A 16,745-nucleotide genomic window follows, 5' to 3' on the forward strand; every position below is an offset into this window, starting at 1 on the left:
CGACAAGGTGGCCGATCACCTGCGGCAGTTTCTGGAACTGCTGGAGCAATCCCTGACACGTTTCGTCGCCGACGGCGAGCCGGGATCTCTTTAGGTCAGCCCGCAGGGCCCATTTTGCTAGCTGCGGCGGCGGCAGCGTGGACACGTGGTCCTTGCTGCCATCGCGCGGTCCAGGACGGCTCTTGAGCGAGGCTGGGGGTGCGCTTCGGCAGGGCGAGCTCCACCCGGTAGAGCCAGGCGAACCGGGCGCCGCCGCGGCACTCGATGCGAGCGACCGGCTCTTGCCCTCCCGGGCGGGAAGCGCGCAGGTTCCCGGAACCCTGAACGTTGGTAAGCCAGAACCTGCATGCCAGCTGATGGCTGCGGCGACCCACGCGCGGGTCCCGGCTTAGCTGACGGGACATGGTGAGCGAAGCCCGGTTCTGCCAGGAGGATTGGGAAGACCACGGCTGATCTGAAAGACACATCCCGCCTGGGACTTCGACTTTGACGACGCGACGAACTCACCCGGCGACTACCCTGACTGGCTGCTCTGTACGATCACCGAATACGGGGCGCTGGTCCGCCTGTCCTGTGCAGAGATCAGCAAGTGGTGCCCTGTCCGGATAGTTGAGGGAGTTGGCGGGTGTCCGCTTTGGACTTCTACGCTCACGTCGCCGTTTGCGGTGAGGTCCTGGGAGTTGGCCTCGGTGCCGACCCGGAAACCTGGGAGGCCGCCCTGGGGGCGACATGCCTCGATGTTCCCGGTGGTGACCTACTGCGGCGGGACTACGGGCTCGTGGAAATCAACTTCTCGCCGGACCAGCCAGGGCGGCAAGGGCGGATGTCGTGCTTCGGCTTCGGCGTGAAGATCCAACGACTGCTGTACGACCAGTCCCCTAGCACCGTGCCGTGTCCGCTCTCGCGGGAGTACGGGGAGTTCGCCCCCAGAGTCCCCTTCAAGGAACTGCAGGCCGCCATCCTGGCCCTGGGCCACACGATCGAACTCGACACGCACAACACGTCGAGTGACATGGACTGCTACCGCGTATCCGCGTCCGCTGCCCGCATCCATGTCGTCGTTGACCCTGACCCGTACGGGTCAGGCGACCCAGATCCAGACGGACATCAGAGGGGCGACGTCTGGTCCGTCGACGTGTGGTGACCAGCCGGTGACCTCCCAGCAGTGTCCGTGATATCTCTTCGCTACGAGGAGCGCTGGGCAAACGATCACCTGCGCGGCGGGCAACGATCTGAAGAGCGCGCGCCACCCGGCTGATCAGCCACACTCAACTCCCGTGCCGCATCCAACCGGCTAGGACCCGCGGGGATGGTCCCGGCGTGTACGCCACGGGCGGACCTCCTTAGAAGTCATCTCAATTGGCGATCGAGCCGCCCGTGAGAGTCAGCGGCCAGGCGCAGGCGCGGTGACTTGACCGCGATGTGAGACTTGCAGCATGGACATGGGGCGTGAGTCGCGGTGGGACAAGGACGCAATGACGGTGGAGATCGTTTTCGCCCTGGTGACTGCCGCCGTGCTGGCGGGGGTGATCTTTGCCGTCGCCTGGACTCTCGTCCTGGCCCTTGACCTCTCTGGCTCGGCAGAGAGAGGCATGTTGGCAGGGGGCGCACTGCTCGGAGCGGTGGCCGGAGTGTGGCGTCTGGTACGGGTGCTGCTTCGGTTCGACGCGCAGCGCCGAATGGGCCACTGACTACGGCCCTTCCCTTTGCGGTCGATAGCCTCCCGGCGTGGGGATCGTTGAGCGGCTGGTGCCGGATGAGTTGTGGCAGTTGTTCCAGCGGGTGGTTCCGGAAGCGTCATCGCGACCGCAGGTGGTGGCCGGCGTCGCCACGGTGACCGCGAGGTGCTGGCGGCGATCATGTTCGTGGCGACGTCAGGCTGTACATGGCAACAACTGCCCGTCGTGTCGTTCGGGCCATCCGGCGCGACGGCCCACAGCAGGTTCACCGAGTGGACGAAGGCCAGAGTCTGGGCCAAGCTCCACCGCCTGGTCCTCGACGAACTCGGTGCCCGCAGTGACCTGGACTGGTCGCGGCGCGCGATCGACTCGGTGAACATGCGAGCCCTGCAAAGGGGGACCTGACAGGTCCGCCTGGCTGGCGGGCTGCCGCCGCCAGCACCGCCGCTACTAACGCATGGCCGAGCACTTCCTCACCTTCACGAGCATCGCCTGCACCCTTATCTGCTACCGCAGAATCGCCAAATGAGATGACCTCTTACACCTGCTTCCCGCATCTGCGGGGATGGTCCCGTCGGCAAGCGGACGCCTGCCGACATCGACAACAACTGCTCCCCGTACCCGCGGGGATGGTCCCCCTGTGTCGGCGCTGTCGCTGGCGTACAGCGACTGCTCCCCGCACCTGTGCGAGAGCAGTTGCCGCCTCTGGCCCTCGTCCAGCTGCCCTGGTCGCCAGTCAGATGGGCCAGGGCATGCAGCAGGAGATCCTCTCAGCGGTACCAGTCTTCACCGGCGTTCTCGAGAGCGTTGCGTAGGTACGCCTCCAGTCCGGACGCCACCCAGTTGCGGCTGTCGTTCTCGTGATCCCACACGAACACATCGTCACGCTCAGGGGAGCGGGGGAAGGCGAATTGATCACCGCCCCCGTTGTCGCCGAAGAACATCAGAGGGCCGAATGGCATGTACAGATCCCGGAAGGATTCGTTCGTCCGGAATTGATGGTTATTATCGCGGATCTGGGCCGTGGGCCAGACGACGTCGGTTCCATCCTCGTCCATGACGCCGTTCGACTCAAGAAGCAGATCACGCAGAGGCCCGGGCAGTGTCTGGCCGAGGGCTTCTTCCAGTTCGCGTAGTTCTTCGGGGGTGGTCGGATCCTGCAGTTCGGCTCCGTCGTACTGCTCTACGAGCTCACGCCACACTCTTCCTCCAAGGAAATCGCACACATCGGCTTATCGGATTCTGGGGTTGAACCAGTTTCCCAGCCTATCGTCAACCTTTGTCGCATGATCGAGCACCTCTTGGCGAGTGGGGTTGGGGTGGGATTCGTAGAATCTGTTCCACTCGACCCGTATCTCGCTCAGGTGCACCCGGCTATTGATATCTCCCTTAGGGATCCCGCGCAGATTCTCCAATGAGTGGATTTCCTCAGGCTTGAACAAGCCCGGATACCTGTTGAGAACCTGCTGTTCGATCGCATGGTGCAGTCGCCCAGCAGTACCTTCGCCGTCATGGAGTCCGGGTACGGATTCCTCTTCCCGTTCAGCCTCGTCGTCGGCAACGCCTGCTGCTCCCACTGCGGCGCATCAGCGACGGATTGCTGCTCGTCGCCGAAGTGCTGCTCGGTGTAGAGGTCCTCTTCTCGCATGTCCGAGATTGTGGTGCGGCAGCGCCGCCGGCAGAAGAGCACCTCGGCCAAGGGCCACCTGCCGGATACACCGTCCCGGCAAAGGCGACGCCCCATACAGTGCTCCTATGGCCTATGACGAAGAGACCGGGACCATCCGAGACGTGTTCGTGGTGGAACGCCCGGCTGGGATGAGTCTCTCGGATTCGAGCAGTGCCGGGGGATCAGCGCCCTCCTGCGGGACGCCGCTAACGTGCTCGCTGGACACGCCGTGCTCTACCCGACCGACGCCGAACTCGACGAGATCAGGGCTGAGGCGAGGGAAGAAGGCCGTCAGGAAGGCGTCGCGAACGGCGTGGTGATCGGCGTCGCCGCCACCGTCGCCGCCGCCGCGCTCGGTGCCGTCGCCGTGAAGGCCGCGCCGCACATCAAGAGCAAGCTCAACGGCCTTAGGTCGAAGCTGAACCGCAAGCCCGAGGACACCGCCGAGACGGGGCCGCTCCAGGCCGTGCCGGAACCGCCCGCCACGAAGGACGAGGGGCCCCCGCGCCGAGGTCGGCACCTGCACGTGGCGTGAGGCCCCCTGCGGACCACCTGCCGCATGTCGCCGTTCGCGTTCGCGCTGCGATCCGCTCCCGGACCCGGTCCGGCGTGGATGCGCTGGGCCACCGCCTGACGCGACCCGACCCGGAGTGCCCGCGTTGGACGAGGACGACCGGGCGGAGCAGGCCTTTGCGGTAGAGGCTGGCGGCGATGTGCATGATGTCGCCGCGAGCCCTGGACGCGCTGAGGAACTGTGTCAGAGCCGGTGCGCGCGAGGCCCTGGGCGTCACGCCCAGCGAACCGGACAGTGTCCGGGACAAGCCGCTGACCAGGTCGGACAGGTATCGGTTGTCCGGGACATCGCAAACTGTTGCTCCGGCGCGGACGATGTCGGCAAGCTCGATGCCGCGAGGAACCAAGCCGAAACCAAGGTGAAGTCATCGGCCTGGTACGGCGTCGCCAGGCGGACCGCGGTTTTCCTGGCAGCCACCCGGAAGCTTCTCCATTCGTCCGCGTGATCTCCGAGGAGACAGATGCGCATCCGTTCCGTAGTCGCAGCGATTGCAGTCATCTTCACCGTTCTCATAGCGGGGCAGGGCCAGGCCCTCGCCGCGGACTTCGAGAAACCGTTCGAAGATCAGATGTCCACGCTCTCCTATGAATCGGCGGGTGAGTCCTGCTCCGAAGTCTTCGTCTGGAACCCCAAATCGCTGTCGTACGACAGGACCGCCAAAGGCTGCTTCAGCCGGTACGGCGACAAGTGGAGCATCCAGGACTCCCTCGCGGAAGGGAACCAGACCTTCATCTACTGGGAGAACTGGCTCAGGGACGCGAACGGCGGATGGCAGCCGTACCGACACGGCTGGTGCAACAACAACCTGGGTGCCCCCAACTGGGGTGCGTGCAACAAGGACTACTACGAGTCCTCCAGCACCAACTACTACAAAGGCCAAGGCAGCAGGGTTCGCTTCCAGACCTGCCGGCGCGACCTTCTGAACACCTCCTGCACTCCCAGCGACATCAGCGACGCACCGTGGATCAACAACAACGCCTAGAAGGCTGACGCGTTCCCGCTGAGGGGCTGTCCGGACGCAGGGCGGGCGGCCCCTCACACCCTTGGCGTCAAAACTTCTGACAGCAACACCGGTTTCCTGGGCCGTTCCTACTCCAACCCCAACGCCCCCGGCGCATCCGTGCCGGGGGCGCCGTGCGTTCAGGTCTGCTGCGAGATCGATGGCGGGGCCTGTCAAATGGGCGGCTCTGTCCCGTAGTCGGTGGTGACGCCGGGTAGCCATCCGTGATCATGCTCTCGTGGTGGATATCAACTCCCTTATGGGAACGGTGTTTTCTCGGCTATCGGTGCTGGTCGTCGAGGACGTGACGGACGGCGGTGACGCAGTAGTGGTCACGGCGCGCACCCGGAAGGAGGCGGTGGAGTGTCCGGTGTGTGGGACACCGACGGCGAAGGTGCACGGGTACCACGGGCGGACGGTGGCGGACGTGCCGGTTGACGGCCGTCAAGTTGTCGTGCGCCTGCAAGTCAGGCGGCTGGTCTGTCCGGTTCTGGGCTGCCGACGGCAGACCTTCCGCGAGCAGATTTCCGGGCTGCTGGAGCGTCATCAGCGCCGCACGGTGCGGCTGGCCGCCCAGATATCCCAGGTGGCGCGGGAGTTATGCGGCCGGGCGGCCGCACGTCTGGCCGGCCTGCTCGCCGTGCCGGTGTCCCACAACACCGCGCTGCGTCATCTGCGGCGGTTACCACTGCCTCAGCAGGCGGTCCCTCGGGTGATCGGCGTGGACGATTTCGCCCTGCGCCGCCGCCACCGCTACGCCACGATCATCACGGATGCCGAGACCGGCCGACGCGTTGCGGTCCTGCCCGACCGAGAGGCGGCCACCCTGGAGTCCTGGCTGCGCGAACATCCTGGTGCCGAGGTCGTCTGCCGGGACGGCTCGGCCACCTATGCCGAGGCCGTCCGCCGCGCCCTGCCCGACGCGGTGCAGGTCAGCGACCGATGGCACCTCTGGCGAAATCTCTGCGACAAAGTGCAGCTCGAGGTCCGCGCGCACGCCGGATGCTGGGCCACCATCAACCCGCCCCGCCCCGCCCCGCCCCGGCGGAGTACGCGAGCAGACCACCCGCGAACGCTGGAACAAGGTCCACGGTCTCCTCGGCCAAGGCGTCGGCCTGCTCGACTGCTCCCGCCGCCTGGGAGTGGCCCTGAACACCGTCAAACGCTATGCCCGCATGCCCGAACCCCAGACCCTGCGCATCGCCCCCGCCTACCGGCCCACCCTGGTCGACCCCTACCGCAACCACCTGCGCGAGCGGAGGCAGGCCGACCCCGCCGTGCCCGTCACCCACCTGCTGCAGGAGATCCGAGAGTTGGGCTACACCGGCAGCGCCAACCTGCTCGTCCGTTACCTCAACCAGGGCCGGGTTGAGGGCGACCGCCCCGTCACTACCCCACGTCACGCCAGCCGCCTCCTGCTCTCCGACCCTGAAAACCTGCGCCCGAAGGAAACGACCCTGCTGGAGAAGATCACCGCGGCCTGCCCGGAGATGACCGCACTCGCCGATCTCATACGAGGCTTCGCCGCCCTGCTGAAACCGGCCGCGGGCAACGACGTGAAACTCACCGAGTGGATCACAGCGGCCCGTGCTGTCGGTCTGCCCCACCTGCGCAGTTTCACCAACGGTCTCGAAGTCGACCGGTCCGCCGTCAACGCCGGTCTCACCTTGCCCTACCACAACGGCCGGACCGAAGGTGTCAACACCCGCACCAAGAGGATCATGAGACAGATGCACGGGCGCGCCGGATTCGACCTCCTCCGTCACCGCATCCTCCTGCCCTGACGGACACCCGGCGTCACCACCGACTACGGGACAGAGCCGAACGATTTACAGTCCTGGCTTGGCTGATGACTAGGTGCCGGGCGGGGCGGTTTCGTTTCGGTGCGTCTTGCGGGTGACCATGTGGCTCAGCTCGGTGAAGAGCAGGTTCTTGGGGGTGGCAGCTGCGGGGTGGTGGATTTCCCGAACCCGGCGCTGGAAGGCCAGCACCTACCCACCGGGTTCGGTAGGGGCTCGGTGCCATTCCTCGCGGCTTCATCGACTGACCGAGCGCTGCGTCCCATGCCGCCGCGGCGCAGGGGTCGGCCGCTTGGATCTGTCGTTCGCCGCTCGCAGTCCGGGGCGTATGGGGTCCCATGACGGCCCCCGGCGAGCGCCTGCGCTGGGTTGGAAAGCCACATTGCCGCCCCCTGGTCGGCATCCGGCTGGGAAGCTGTGGGGACGAGGAACTTTCAGGGGGAAAAATGAACTTCCTTCAGGCGATGAACCCCGCACGGGCTTTGCGTCGAGCCTTGAGCACGAGAGAACGCTTCGTCGCCAGGGCCCTTCTGGGTCTGCGGTCTGATGTTGCGCAACTATCGGGAGGAACTCGCACTGCATCCCCGCAGCTCCAGAACGCTGTGCGTGAGGGTTACTACGAAGAAGTCTCTTTCCTTTGGCTTGTCAGGGTCGAATATTTAATTCTAGCTGTTGCTTCTACGGCTGTCTTCTACGTACTCTCCATCGCTGACCCCAACGATGTCAGCCGCTCCTTCGTTGATCCTTGGGTGAACTTTTGGGAGGCTTTCGTTGACTGGGAGCGAACGTCGCCTTGGGCCAGGGCGTACTCCATCGGAGCCATCATCCTCTTCACGTCGGTAACCCTTGAGTTGGTCGGCCAGTGGCGAAGGTACAGAATGCAGCGCAGACGTTCTTGGCCACACAAAAGATACCCTCTCGTCCTGGCCTGCGTTTCAGTCATCGGATACTGCGGCTTCCTTGACGGGAGGGAGGAGGCGGAGTCTCGAACTCTGCGAAACCTGGCCATCGCTCTTGAAATTGCTTGTACCTGCATACTTCGCATTCCTGGGTCCTCCCGCTCTCTGCCGTACCGCTCGCACCGAAAGGCAGGGCTGAGACGCCACAGCAAACTCGTAATTGCGGCGCTCCAGCAGGCGGAAAGGAAGCTCGACACAGATCGGGACCAAGCACTTAAGGAAATCGCAGACCTCATGCTCACGATTTGCGAACGCTACGTGGATGGCCGCATCGGCGCCCTACTCGATGAGAGCCAACTGTCTGGCTTGGAACCGGTCGCCAGCCGTGAATGGCTGCGGCTGCTGATGGCCGTAGTGCTAACCGTGTCCTGTGCTTGGGGTATCGCCTTGCTCGGCCTGCCCTCAAGCGCCGTGCCTTACGTTATGGGCGGAGTGGGACTCCTCTGCTTCACTGCGGTCTTCGGGCAACGCTCTGGGCGCTCTCTGGACTTGCTTGACTCCGTCCGCGGTGTCCAACGCCCATGAAAAAGAGCGCCGCCACGAAGCCTCGGCCATCCGCCCCGCCAGCGGAGGTACTGCCGTGTCGTCCGACTCCTGGCGTCCCGCTCGTTGGCCGTGAGCAGCCGACTACCTCGGCCCGCAGGCCGGAGGCGGCGCACGGTCGGTGACGCCGACGGTGGTCGCGCCGCTGTGCCGGACGACCCGGCGCCGAGACCGTCCTGGCGGACACCCCGGCACCAGCCGGCGACAGAGGGAGCTGTCGACCGCCCGCGCCGTTACGGCCGCACAGTGTCCTGGGCGTGACGACCCCGCCGCCCGGGCTGCCGCGCCGTCCGCTGGTGGTCTTGTCAGTGGGCCTTGCATTGCCTCACACCGGAGGCGTTCCAGGACGAGCGGTCGTGGCCTGTCTCCCGAAGAACTGGTGTACGGCGTGCTGGTCCGCTTACCGCTCGGCACAGTGGCGCTTGAGAAGATCGCATCCGCAGCGTGCTGTGGGCCATGGTTGGCGACGGTGGGGGCCTGTATGGGCACCGTCATTTCCTCGGTGCTCTTCGGGCTCTGGCACGCGCAGCCGCCACGCGGGGTCACACGCGCGAACGCGGCAGCCCAAGCAGTCTTCGGCGACGGCCAGTTCCGCGTCGCCCTGTCCGCGGCGGCGGCGGTCGTCGGGACCACACACCGCCGTCACCGCGATCGGACGATCGGCGATCCGGGACACAGCAACTGCTTCGACACCGCCGTCATCCGGGCAAAACGAGGCCATTGCTCGTTGCGCCCCAGATCCCACACGCCCCCGTCGTTACCGCCCCCACGACCAGCGAGCGGCGGTTGATCCGTGCGGTAGCGACCGACGTGCTGATGCCCGTGCATGTCGCCGTCCGGCAATCTACAGGAGGCTCATCGGCGGATCGAGCCTCGCCGTCACCGGCCAACTCGACAACTTGCGGATGCGCTTCCACCCGGCGGAGGTATCCACCCTCCTGCAGTCACTCACCCGCGCCGTTGCGACCGACCCCGAAGCCGTCATCACCGTGACCGCCGACCGCGACCAAGAGGGCAAGACCGCCGACGGCTGGGCGTGGAACGTCGGCACAGGCGCTGCCCTGGACACCACGGCTGCCGCCGCTGTTCGGAATCCATGTCACGCTGCGCGGCGCCGAGTTCGACTACATCCCCTCGGCCGCTGCAACTTGGTCGACCTCAGCACCGATGGCCTATCCGCAACCGCGCTCACCGACGACGTGAAGACCGTTATCACGGCCCACGGGGAGACCTCGCAGCCCACCAACAACGCATCACCGTCCGCAGGGCCAACGACGCCGAACTGATCCGCATCAGCGACAGTGCCGAGGTGCCGGCTGCCCGACGACACGACGCGCTGACCGGCCGGATAACACGAGCCTCCTGCCGGCCCCGCCCGCGCACCGCGCGCGGGGAGGCCGCGTACGTGTGTGGCTGCGACTCGTGCCGTCGAACGTTGAGTCGCCTGTTCAAAGGGGTGGGACCGGGATGGAAGACCCAGAGATCACGATCAAGCTCACCCGCGACGAAGTGACGATCCTGTCGGACTGGCTGGAGCGGCTGCAGATGACCGACCTCAGCAACACGGTCGACGATCCAGCCGCGTGGGCACCGATCCATAGAATCGCTGGCCAGCTCGACAAGATGCTCCCCGCTCTATTCTTCCCCGACTATGACGTGCGGCTGGCGGAGGCCAGGCGCCGCCTGCGTCCGCTCGATGACGGCAGCCTTGAAGTCTGAGCCGATCGAATCTCGCGACAGGACAGCACTGCCCGCGAATGCGGGCCGGCCTGCCGCCCGTCAGGGCGGCAGTCGAGTCAGGCAACGGCAGACGTCAGCCGGCCTTGGCGGGCTCCTCAGCTCGGGCCCGGGTGCTGGCGAGGCGGAAGAGTCGGTGCCGGTCTCAATGATGGTGCCGTTGAACGTGAGCCGGTAGACGATGGCCGCGCACCCGCTGGGATGGTCCCCTGTATCGCGCGATACGACTTCGCGTGCCGGTCTGCTCCTCGCGCCCGCGGGGATTGGTCCCTTCGACCCTGACGCCCCCGATACCGCTGAGGCGTTGTCCGCGCTGTTCGAGGCGAAAATTCGGGTCATCGACGCGCGCATGGCCCCGCTCGCCGCCCTTCGGGCCGACCTCAAAGCGCGCGCCGGTACTGGGTGTCCACTGCAGGCAGCTGCCCAGACCGGCTGAGCACTTGGTTCTGCTCGTGTCAGCCTCACTGAGCTTGTTCTTTAACCTTTCAGCCGTTGTAGGGCGATGAGTGTCTTCTCGCGTCGGACGGTTTTGCCCACGTCGTAGTGGGGTGCTCGGTGTTTGTTTTTCGTGCCGCGTGGGCGTCCGGGGCCGGGGCGGTGGGGTTTTGGTGCTCTGGCGGGGCAGGGCATGTGTTGGCGGAGGTTCCGAAAGGTGCGGCGAACCCGGGCGGGAGTGAGCCGGCCTGGTGGTGCCGGTTTCTCCCAGGGGTGCCGCAGGTCCCGGGCGAGTGGGCGGGCGAGCCGGAGTTGGGTGTATGCGGCGATGATCAGCCAGGTCCACCGGTCGGCCGCTTCCGGTTCCCGAAGTCGGGGCCGGATCCAGCCCAGCGTCTGCTTGAACAGCCGGAACGTATGCTCCAGGTCGAACCTGCGCAAGAAGGCCTGCCAGGCCCGGTCGACATCTGCGTCGGCGGCGCCGGTCTTCGAGGACCACAACCACACCGCCGGCGCCGCACGGGCCTTCGATAGGTGCTCGACCTCCAGTCGGATCAACGTGCCCTCGACGAGCGGGAGTTCGCCCTTGTGGTCGAGCCAGGCGGCGCGGTGGGTCAGCCGGGGGTGGACCCGGTCCCACGCCTGCGTGATTGCCTTGCCGTAATTCGCCGTTGCCGTGCGGGTGGTGACCGCCGGCTCGGGCCATGTCTCCGGCCTGGCGAAGCGGAACTCGGGTCCGTGCTTGGGCGGCCGTCCGCCCTTCGGGTCGTAGACCCGGGACGGTTTCGGTAACCGCATCACGCGGTCGCCGCGGATCCGCCCGACCAGCTCGACCGGCAGATCCTGCAGGACCCAGGCCAGGCGGGTGACGTCATAGCCGGCGTCGGTCACGATGACGATGTCCGGTTCGCCGGGCTGCCACTGCCCCGCGGCGATCAGCCGTTCGACGACGTCGCGAAGCTGGGCGGCGGTGACGGCGGTGGCATCGTCGGCCGGTCCGAGCCGGACCGCGTCCAGGATCTGTGTCCAGGACGTCGCACCCGTCTCCAGCACCGCGACGAACGAGTACGGCCAGCCGGGGATGAACTGCGAGGCCGTCTTCGCACGGCCGTAGACGTGACAGAACAGCCGGTCCGGCGAGCACGGTGCGTCCGACCTCAGCCATGACGAGACATCCACGGCCAGCACCAGGCGCCCGTCCGGGAAGCGGGGCAGCGGCAGGCCGGACAGCAGCGAACGCAGCCGGTCGGCGTCGATCCGACCGTGGTTGAGGCCGTCATACATTGCTCCGTGTCCACGCCGGTGCTCGGGCAGCAGCGTCAGCTCCACCGCAGAGTGCACCGCACCCGGCGCACACAACACCGCATCCGCCAGCTCGAACAGTTCGTCGCCCCGCCGCGTCAGACACGCGTACAACTCGTCCCGAAAGCGTGACGCTTCCGCGAGCGCATCCCCCACAACAGCATCAGACAGCAGACTCACCCTCACGGCCTTCGTTTGTTCGGTGCACCTCGGCCGGAGCACATGATCAAACGAAGGCCGCCTCAGCGTCCCGAGAATGCCCAGGTCAGCGACCTAGTTCGAGGCACATTTCGACACCCGAGGTTAAAGAACAAGCTGAGTACCTGTTTCTGATCCTCCGCTGAAAACACGATGAGTGGCTGAGGCTGGTATGACCTGCGACGAGCTGGGTGACGGCAGCGGCCGCGAGCCGCGTACGCCGTCCGGGCGCATGCGGTCGCCACGCCGTTCGACCGGGCCTAGCGTGACAGGTGCGGGGGCACGAACTTTCGAACGGAACGGCGCATCATCATGGCCAACAGTCCCGCTATTGTCCTGGTCCATGGCTTCTGGGGCGGTGCCGCCCACTGGGGAAAGGTCATCGTCGAACTGAACCGGCGCGGCTACGGCGACCTCCACGCCGTGGAGAACCCGCTCACCTCGCTGGCCGACGACGCTGAGCGCACGCGCAAGATGGTCAAGCAGATCGACGGGCCCGTCCTCCTCGTCGGCCACTCGTACGGCGGTGCGGTGATCACCGAGGCGGGAGACCTGCCGAATGTCGCGGGCCTTGTCTACATCGCCGCGTTCGCCCCCGACGCGGGCGAAAGTCCGGGGCAGATCAGCCAGGAGAAGCCTCCGGCCGCGTTCGAGAACATCGCCCCGGACTCCGACGGCTACCTCTGGATCAAGCAGGACAAGTTCCACGAAAGCTTCTGCCAGGACTTGGCCGCCGACGAAGCCCTGGTCATGGCGGTCACCCAGAAGGCGCCGCTCGGCTCGACGTTCGGCGACAACGTCACCGCCTCGGCCTGGAAGACCAAGCCCTGCTGGTACCAGGTCTCCACCGCCGACCGCATGATCCACCCCGACAACGAACGCCGCATGGCCCAGCGCATGAACCCGCGCAAACTCATCGAACTCGACGCCGGCCACGCCTCGCTCGCTTCCCAGCCGGGTCCGGTCACCGACCTCATCGAAGCCGCGGCCCGCGAAGTCACCAATACCTGAAATCTGATCAGTGGGCCAGGGGTGTCGCCTTCGCGTTCGCGGTGGTCGATGGCAAGGACACTGTGCTGGGTTGCGGTGAGCGCAGTGAATCGGCGTCATGCGACGGGCTGGGTGTCGTACTGGATGCCTCACACGCAGAGGCATCCGAACGACGTGTGGGCAAAGAAGGTATAGCTCGCCACGATCAGCGTCGGATCTCCCACTCAACGCAGTGAGGGCCCGATGCATCTTCGTGGGTCGTGGGCATGTAGTGCAGGAAGGGGCTGCCCGACTCCAAGGCGTCAGCCAGTGCCTGGAAGAGCGCTGTCAGGCTCGTCGCCCAGAGCGTTCCGCACAGATCTCCCGAGCCGATGCCCGAGGCCCCGCCGCAGCCCACAGCGTCACCAATACCGCCGATGCCGCCTGCTCCGCCGATCCCCGTGCGGCCCGCCCCGCCCGCCCGTCGGCGAGGCCTGCGGCGCTGGTTCGGCCGATCGAGCTGAACGAAGACCCTAGCGGGCAGTCTGCAAAGGCGAGGCAGCCGCGAGCGGCCGGGCGTCAGGCGAGGGCCTGGATGCGGGTCGCGAAGGCGCGTACGCCCGGCAGGGCTCGGTCGTGCTGCATGAGGTCAGCGGCAATCGTTCGTACGGATGCGCGGCGGACTTCTTGGGGTGCGGCGTGCTCTGCGGCCAGGAGTGCCCGGTAGCACCGGTCCGGCTTGCCCCATTGGTCGAAGGCGCGGGCGACGTCGATCCAGTATCGGGCCTGGCGTTCGGTGGTGGGCAGGGCGGCGGGCTGAACGTGGCGGGCGTGCTCGATGGCCGTGCCGGCGTCGCCGAGAAGATGGTTGACGGAGATCTGGTGGAGGCGCACCTGCGTGGGGCCAAAGGCGGTGCCGCGCAGGATGGCGTCGCGGCCGGCGCGGCGAATGCGGACCGTGCCGGCGTTCAGGTCCACATGGAAGGGCGGGTCTTCTGCCGGCCTGACGTTCTTGCGCACGCGTTCTTGTTCCATGGCGCGTTTGACGGTCTGGGCTCCGGGGTCACCATCCTGGATGAGGTCGACACCGATGGACGACAGGCTCTTGGTCCTGCGCCAGTAGATCCAGCCCCGGGCCTCCATTGCCAGGAGAACCCGATCCGTCAGGAACGCAGTGACGCACACCGCAACGACTGCTCCGGCAGCCAACAGCACGGTGTTCACGGATCAGCGACCACGCCTCAGTCGGTCGACCCAGCGGCCGAGCCCTCGTCGTGATCGGCGAGGACGCGGCAGGGGTCGACAGTGCTCTGCCTCCGCCTGACCGGCTTCGCCAGGGCTTCGCCCCCAATGGTCGTCAGGCGACAGGATCGGCGCCTTGCCTTCTGCCTGGGCTCGGATCTCAACGTGAGCTTCGTGAGCCGTGATGCGGAACGCTTCCTCGTATGAGGCCAGGGCTGCACTCATGGCCGCGCCTGCGAGGCCCCGTCGGCGGATACGCGCTGCCAACCATGCAAAGAAGCCCAAGACTGCGGCGAGGGCCCCAACCAAGATCAGGAACGGAAAGAGCGCATCCATGGACACGAGCCTACGTCGCGGTCCTTGGCGCGCTTTGATGTCAGCTCCGACCCACCTCGGCGGGGCCGGGGCGAGCCGGCTGATGCTGAATGTACCGGCGGAGGTTCCGCGCCCCAGCCGACATCGCGACATGCCTCGCTTCCAACCTCGACCAAAGTATGATCAAGAGGACAAGTCGAAGGTCCGCACGCCCGGTTCGAGCACGCCGTGGACGCCCCGGTCCTAACGCAGGGCGGCGGCGACCAGGCCTTCGAGGGCTTCGCGCGGTACTTCGCCGCCGCTCACCAGCCGGTCGAAGACCAGGCCGTCGATACAGGTCAGCAGGATGTGAGTGCGGTTCTCGACGTCCGTCACGCCGTGCGCGGTGAGGAACTGCCGGACGGTCTCGCGGCCGGCGTTCTCGCGGGGTCGGAGGATCTCGCGCAGCTCAGGATCACGCACGCTCTCGACGGCGCAGGCGTAGCGGGCGAGCGAGCGGCGGCGGCCCTCGCCGGTGAGTCGCTGTCGGGTGAGCAGCGCCATGCCGTCCACCAGTTCCTCGACGGTGCGCAGAGGCGGAAGTTCCACGGCCGTCGTGTGCAGTTCCGCCTGGTCGAGTTGGACCAGGCGTGTGACGAGTCCGGTGAGCAGCGCGGCTCGGGTGCGGAAGTAGGCCGACGTGGTACCGGGCGGCATAGTCGCCTTGCGGTCGACTGCGCGGTGGGTCAGGCCGCGGATCCCTTCGTCGGCGAGTACGTCGAGAGCCGCGTCCGCGAGGAGGGTGCGTCGATCCGAAACCATGGCACCTTTCTACACCTGTAGAGCCTCAGATAGGATCGCCTTCTACAGGTGTAGAAGAAGAAGGGGGCTTCAACATGGGCAAAACGGCAGTGGTGGTCGGAGGGGGTATCGGCGGGCTGGCCGCTGCGATCGGCCTGCGCCGCATCGGGTGGGAAGTAGCCGTCGTCGAGCGCGCGTCCACGCTTGAGGACGCGGGGGCGGGCATCTCACTGGCTGCCAACGGCCTGCGGGCACTGGACGAACTCGGCGTCGGCAAGGCGGTACGGGATGCCTCGCGAGGCCAGTACAGCGGCGGCACTCGCACGCCGCGGGGCGGTTGGCTGGCCCGAATGGACGGCTCGGCGCTGGAGAAGGCGGTGGGCACGCCGATCATGGGCATCCCCCGCTCCACCTTGCACCGACTGCTTCGCGACTCCCTGCCCGCCGAGGCGCTGCTGATCGGCTCCGAGGCGGGCTCGGTCGAGCAGCGCGGTGCCGGGGCGGTTCGAGTCGACAGCGGCGACACGCTCCTCGACGCCGATCTGGTGGTGGCGGCCGATGGTATCGGCAGCAAAGTGCGCAGCCATCTCTTCCCAGCCCACCCCGGCCCGGTCTACAGCGGCTCGACGGTGCTGCGCGCCATCACCGAGCAGGTGGCCGACCTGCGCACCGACTTCGAGCTGACCTGGGGGCACGGGGCCGAGTTCGGGCACATCGCCTTCCGCGACGGGCGGGCCGAGTGGCACGCGGTCCTGAGCCTCCCCGCCGGGACTCGGTTTCCCGACCCGCTGGCCGAACTGCGCAGACGCTTCCACACCTGGCACAGCCCGATTCCCGAGCTGCTGGACGCGACCCGGCCCGCCGCCGTGCTTCACCATGACGTCAACGAACTCCGCACGCCGCTCCCCTCGTACACGGTCGGCCGGACCGCGCTGCTCGGTGACGCGGCACACGCAATGACCCCCAACCTCGGACAGGGCGCCTGCCAGGCCCTGGAGGACGCGGTCACTCTGGCCGCCGCACTCGCCACGGAGCCCACCGTCGAAGCCGCGCTCGCCCGCTACGACGCCGAGCGCCGACCGCGCAGCCAGGCGGTCGCTCGGGCCGCCCGGCAGGCCGGGCGGATGGGCCAGCAGCTTTCCCACCCACTGGCCGTCACCCTGCGGAACACGGCGATGCGGCTGACCCCCTCCCGCGCCGCAACGCGCATGATCCTTCGGCATCACGCCTGGGGCCCACCACGGCTGAATTGATCCGATCGTGCGGCGCCTCGTGCCACAGGAAGGGAGCCGCAGCGGGGAGCCCCCCGGGAGCCGACACTCAGCGGACTCTCATGGCCCCCGCGGACGATCGTCGGTTGTGGACACCTGTGTTGGCTCTCGCTGAAGGTCGTCCCATCCCCTGCCTCATTACCTACGCCATCAAGGCGGCTCGCTCCGCTCGCCGCGCGCGGCCCCGGCCACCAGCGCCGGGCCCCGACGCTCCTGTCTCCGCCCCGCTCCGGGCCCCGGCTCCGCCGGCCGCGCGGCTAGAGCGAGCACACC

General features: G+C 67.0%; 13 protein-coding genes and 4 pseudogenes. 11 read left to right on the plus strand and 6 right to left on the minus strand.

The window, feature by feature from the left end:
• Positions 1-625: 625 nt before the first annotated feature.
• The 3 genes and pseudogenes from ABZ070_RS25885 to ABZ070_RS25895 all read left to right on the plus strand — a co-directional run bounded on the left by ABZ070_RS25885 (position 626) and on the right by ABZ070_RS25895 (position 2,208).
• Positions 626-1,144, plus strand: coding sequence for a hypothetical protein (locus tag ABZ070_RS25885; RefSeq protein WP_356637725.1), 519 nt, complete (start codon positions 626-628; stop codon positions 1,142-1,144).
• A gap of 292 nt (positions 1,145-1,436) precedes the next feature.
• Positions 1,437-1,691 (plus strand): DUF6332 family protein, encoded by a 255-nt coding sequence (locus ABZ070_RS25890; protein WP_356637726.1) that lies wholly within the window; start codon positions 1,437-1,439, stop codon positions 1,689-1,691.
• 37 nt (positions 1,692-1,728) lie between these two features.
• Positions 1,729-2,208: pseudogene (locus ABZ070_RS25895) on the plus strand (transposase).
• Between the two features lie 241 nt (positions 2,209-2,449).
• Here the strand turns inward: ABZ070_RS25895 and ABZ070_RS25900 are convergent.
• A complete protein-coding gene (locus ABZ070_RS25900) occupies positions 2,450-2,881 on the minus strand; it encodes an SMI1/KNR4 family protein (protein ID WP_356637727.1) in 432 nt (143 codons plus the stop codon).
• A gap of 158 nt (positions 2,882-3,039) precedes the next feature.
• Entirely contained in the window at positions 3,040-3,327 is a 288-nt protein-coding gene (locus ABZ070_RS25905) for a hypothetical protein (RefSeq protein ID WP_356637728.1), read from the minus strand.
• A gap of 232 nt (positions 3,328-3,559) precedes the next feature.
• On the opposite strand from ABZ070_RS25905, the gene ABZ070_RS25910 reads away from it, so the two are divergent.
• The 5 genes and pseudogenes from ABZ070_RS25910 (at position 3,560) to ABZ070_RS25930 (ending at position 9,942) form a co-directional block, all read left to right on the plus strand.
• Entirely contained in the window at positions 3,560-3,883 is a 324-nt protein-coding gene (locus tag ABZ070_RS25910; RefSeq protein ID WP_356637730.1) for a hypothetical protein, read from the plus strand.
• 499 nt (positions 3,884-4,382) lie between these two features.
• A complete protein-coding gene (locus tag ABZ070_RS25915; RefSeq protein WP_356637731.1) occupies positions 4,383-4,904 on the plus strand; it encodes a hypothetical protein in 522 nt (173 codons plus the stop codon).
• Between the two features lie 286 nt (positions 4,905-5,190).
• Positions 5,191-6,706: pseudogene (locus ABZ070_RS25920) on the plus strand (ISL3 family transposase).
• 2,422 nt (positions 6,707-9,128) lie between these two features.
• On the plus strand, positions 9,129-9,509 hold the full coding sequence (locus ABZ070_RS25925) for a hypothetical protein (protein ID WP_356637732.1): 381 nt from the start codon (positions 9,129-9,131) through the stop codon (positions 9,507-9,509).
• Positions 9,510-9,690: 181 nt separating this feature from the next.
• Positions 9,691-9,942 carry a hypothetical protein gene (locus ABZ070_RS25930; RefSeq protein ID WP_356637733.1) on the plus strand — a complete coding sequence of 84 codons (252 nt, stop codon included), beginning with the start codon at positions 9,691-9,693 and terminating at the stop codon, positions 9,940-9,942.
• Positions 9,943-10,036: 94 nt separating this feature from the next.
• Here ABZ070_RS25930 and ABZ070_RS25935 read toward each other — a convergent pair.
• Positions 10,037-10,152: pseudogene (locus ABZ070_RS25935) on the minus strand (AAA family ATPase); the annotation flags it as partial.
• 88 nt (positions 10,153-10,240) lie between these two features.
• On the opposite strand from ABZ070_RS25935, the pseudogene ABZ070_RS25940 reads away from it, so the two are divergent.
• A pseudogene (locus ABZ070_RS25940) lies at positions 10,241-10,396 on the plus strand (MerR family transcriptional regulator); the annotation flags it as partial.
• A 41-nt stretch (positions 10,397-10,437) separates the two neighbouring features.
• Here ABZ070_RS25940 and ABZ070_RS25945 read toward each other — a convergent pair.
• Complete coding sequence (locus ABZ070_RS25945) at positions 10,438-11,877, minus strand: NF041680 family putative transposase (RefSeq protein WP_356637735.1); 1,440 nt, start codon at positions 11,875-11,877, stop codon at positions 10,438-10,440.
• A gap of 330 nt (positions 11,878-12,207) precedes the next feature.
• On the opposite strand from ABZ070_RS25945, the gene ABZ070_RS25950 reads away from it, so the two are divergent.
• A complete protein-coding gene (locus tag ABZ070_RS25950) occupies positions 12,208-12,906 on the plus strand; it encodes an alpha/beta hydrolase (RefSeq protein WP_356637736.1) in 699 nt (232 codons plus the stop codon).
• 537 nt (positions 12,907-13,443) lie between these two features.
• Here the strand turns inward: ABZ070_RS25950 and ABZ070_RS25955 are convergent.
• On the minus strand, positions 13,444-14,088 hold the full coding sequence (locus ABZ070_RS25955; RefSeq protein ID WP_356637738.1) for a hypothetical protein: 645 nt from the start codon (positions 14,086-14,088) through the stop codon (positions 13,444-13,446).
• 576 nt (positions 14,089-14,664) lie between these two features.
• Entirely contained in the window at positions 14,665-15,222 is a 558-nt protein-coding gene (locus ABZ070_RS25960; RefSeq protein WP_356637739.1) for a TetR family transcriptional regulator C-terminal domain-containing protein, read from the minus strand.
• Positions 15,223-15,296: 74 nt separating this feature from the next.
• On the opposite strand from ABZ070_RS25960, the gene ABZ070_RS25965 reads away from it, so the two are divergent.
• Positions 15,297-16,454 carry an FAD-dependent monooxygenase gene (locus ABZ070_RS25965; RefSeq protein WP_356637740.1) on the plus strand — a complete coding sequence of 386 codons (1,158 nt, stop codon included), beginning with the start codon at positions 15,297-15,299 and terminating at the stop codon, positions 16,452-16,454.
• Positions 16,455-16,745: the final 291 nt, after the last annotated feature.

Source organism: Streptomyces sp. NPDC006283 (assembly GCF_040613325.1).
In the GTDB taxonomy this organism is placed as follows: domain Bacteria; phylum Actinomycetota; class Actinomycetes; order Streptomycetales; family Streptomycetaceae; genus Streptomyces.

Excerpts from the sequence above, each read along its gene's own strand:
- ABZ070_RS25890 (WP_356637726.1), top strand. The coding sequence starts at position 1,437 with ATGGACATGGGGCGTGAGTCGCGGTGGGACAAGGACGCAATGACGGTG.
- ABZ070_RS25905 (WP_356637728.1), bottom strand. The coding sequence starts at position 3,327 with ATGCGAGAAGAGGACCTCTACACCGAGCAGCACTTCGGCGACGAGCAG.
- ABZ070_RS25915 (WP_356637731.1), top strand. The coding sequence starts at position 4,383 with ATGCGCATCCGTTCCGTAGTCGCAGCGATTGCAGTCATCTTCACCGTT.
- ABZ070_RS25925 (WP_356637732.1), top strand. The coding sequence starts at position 9,129 with ATGCGCTTCCACCCGGCGGAGGTATCCACCCTCCTGCAGTCACTCACC.
- ABZ070_RS25930 (WP_356637733.1), top strand. The coding sequence starts at position 9,691 with ATGGAAGACCCAGAGATCACGATCAAGCTCACCCGCGACGAAGTGACG.
- ABZ070_RS25950 (WP_356637736.1), top strand. The coding sequence starts at position 12,208 with ATGGCCAACAGTCCCGCTATTGTCCTGGTCCATGGCTTCTGGGGCGGT.
- ABZ070_RS25960 (WP_356637739.1), bottom strand. The coding sequence starts at position 15,222 with ATGGTTTCGGATCGACGCACCCTCCTCGCGGACGCGGCTCTCGACGTA.
- ABZ070_RS25965 (WP_356637740.1), top strand. The coding sequence starts at position 15,297 with ATGGGCAAAACGGCAGTGGTGGTCGGAGGGGGTATCGGCGGGCTGGCC.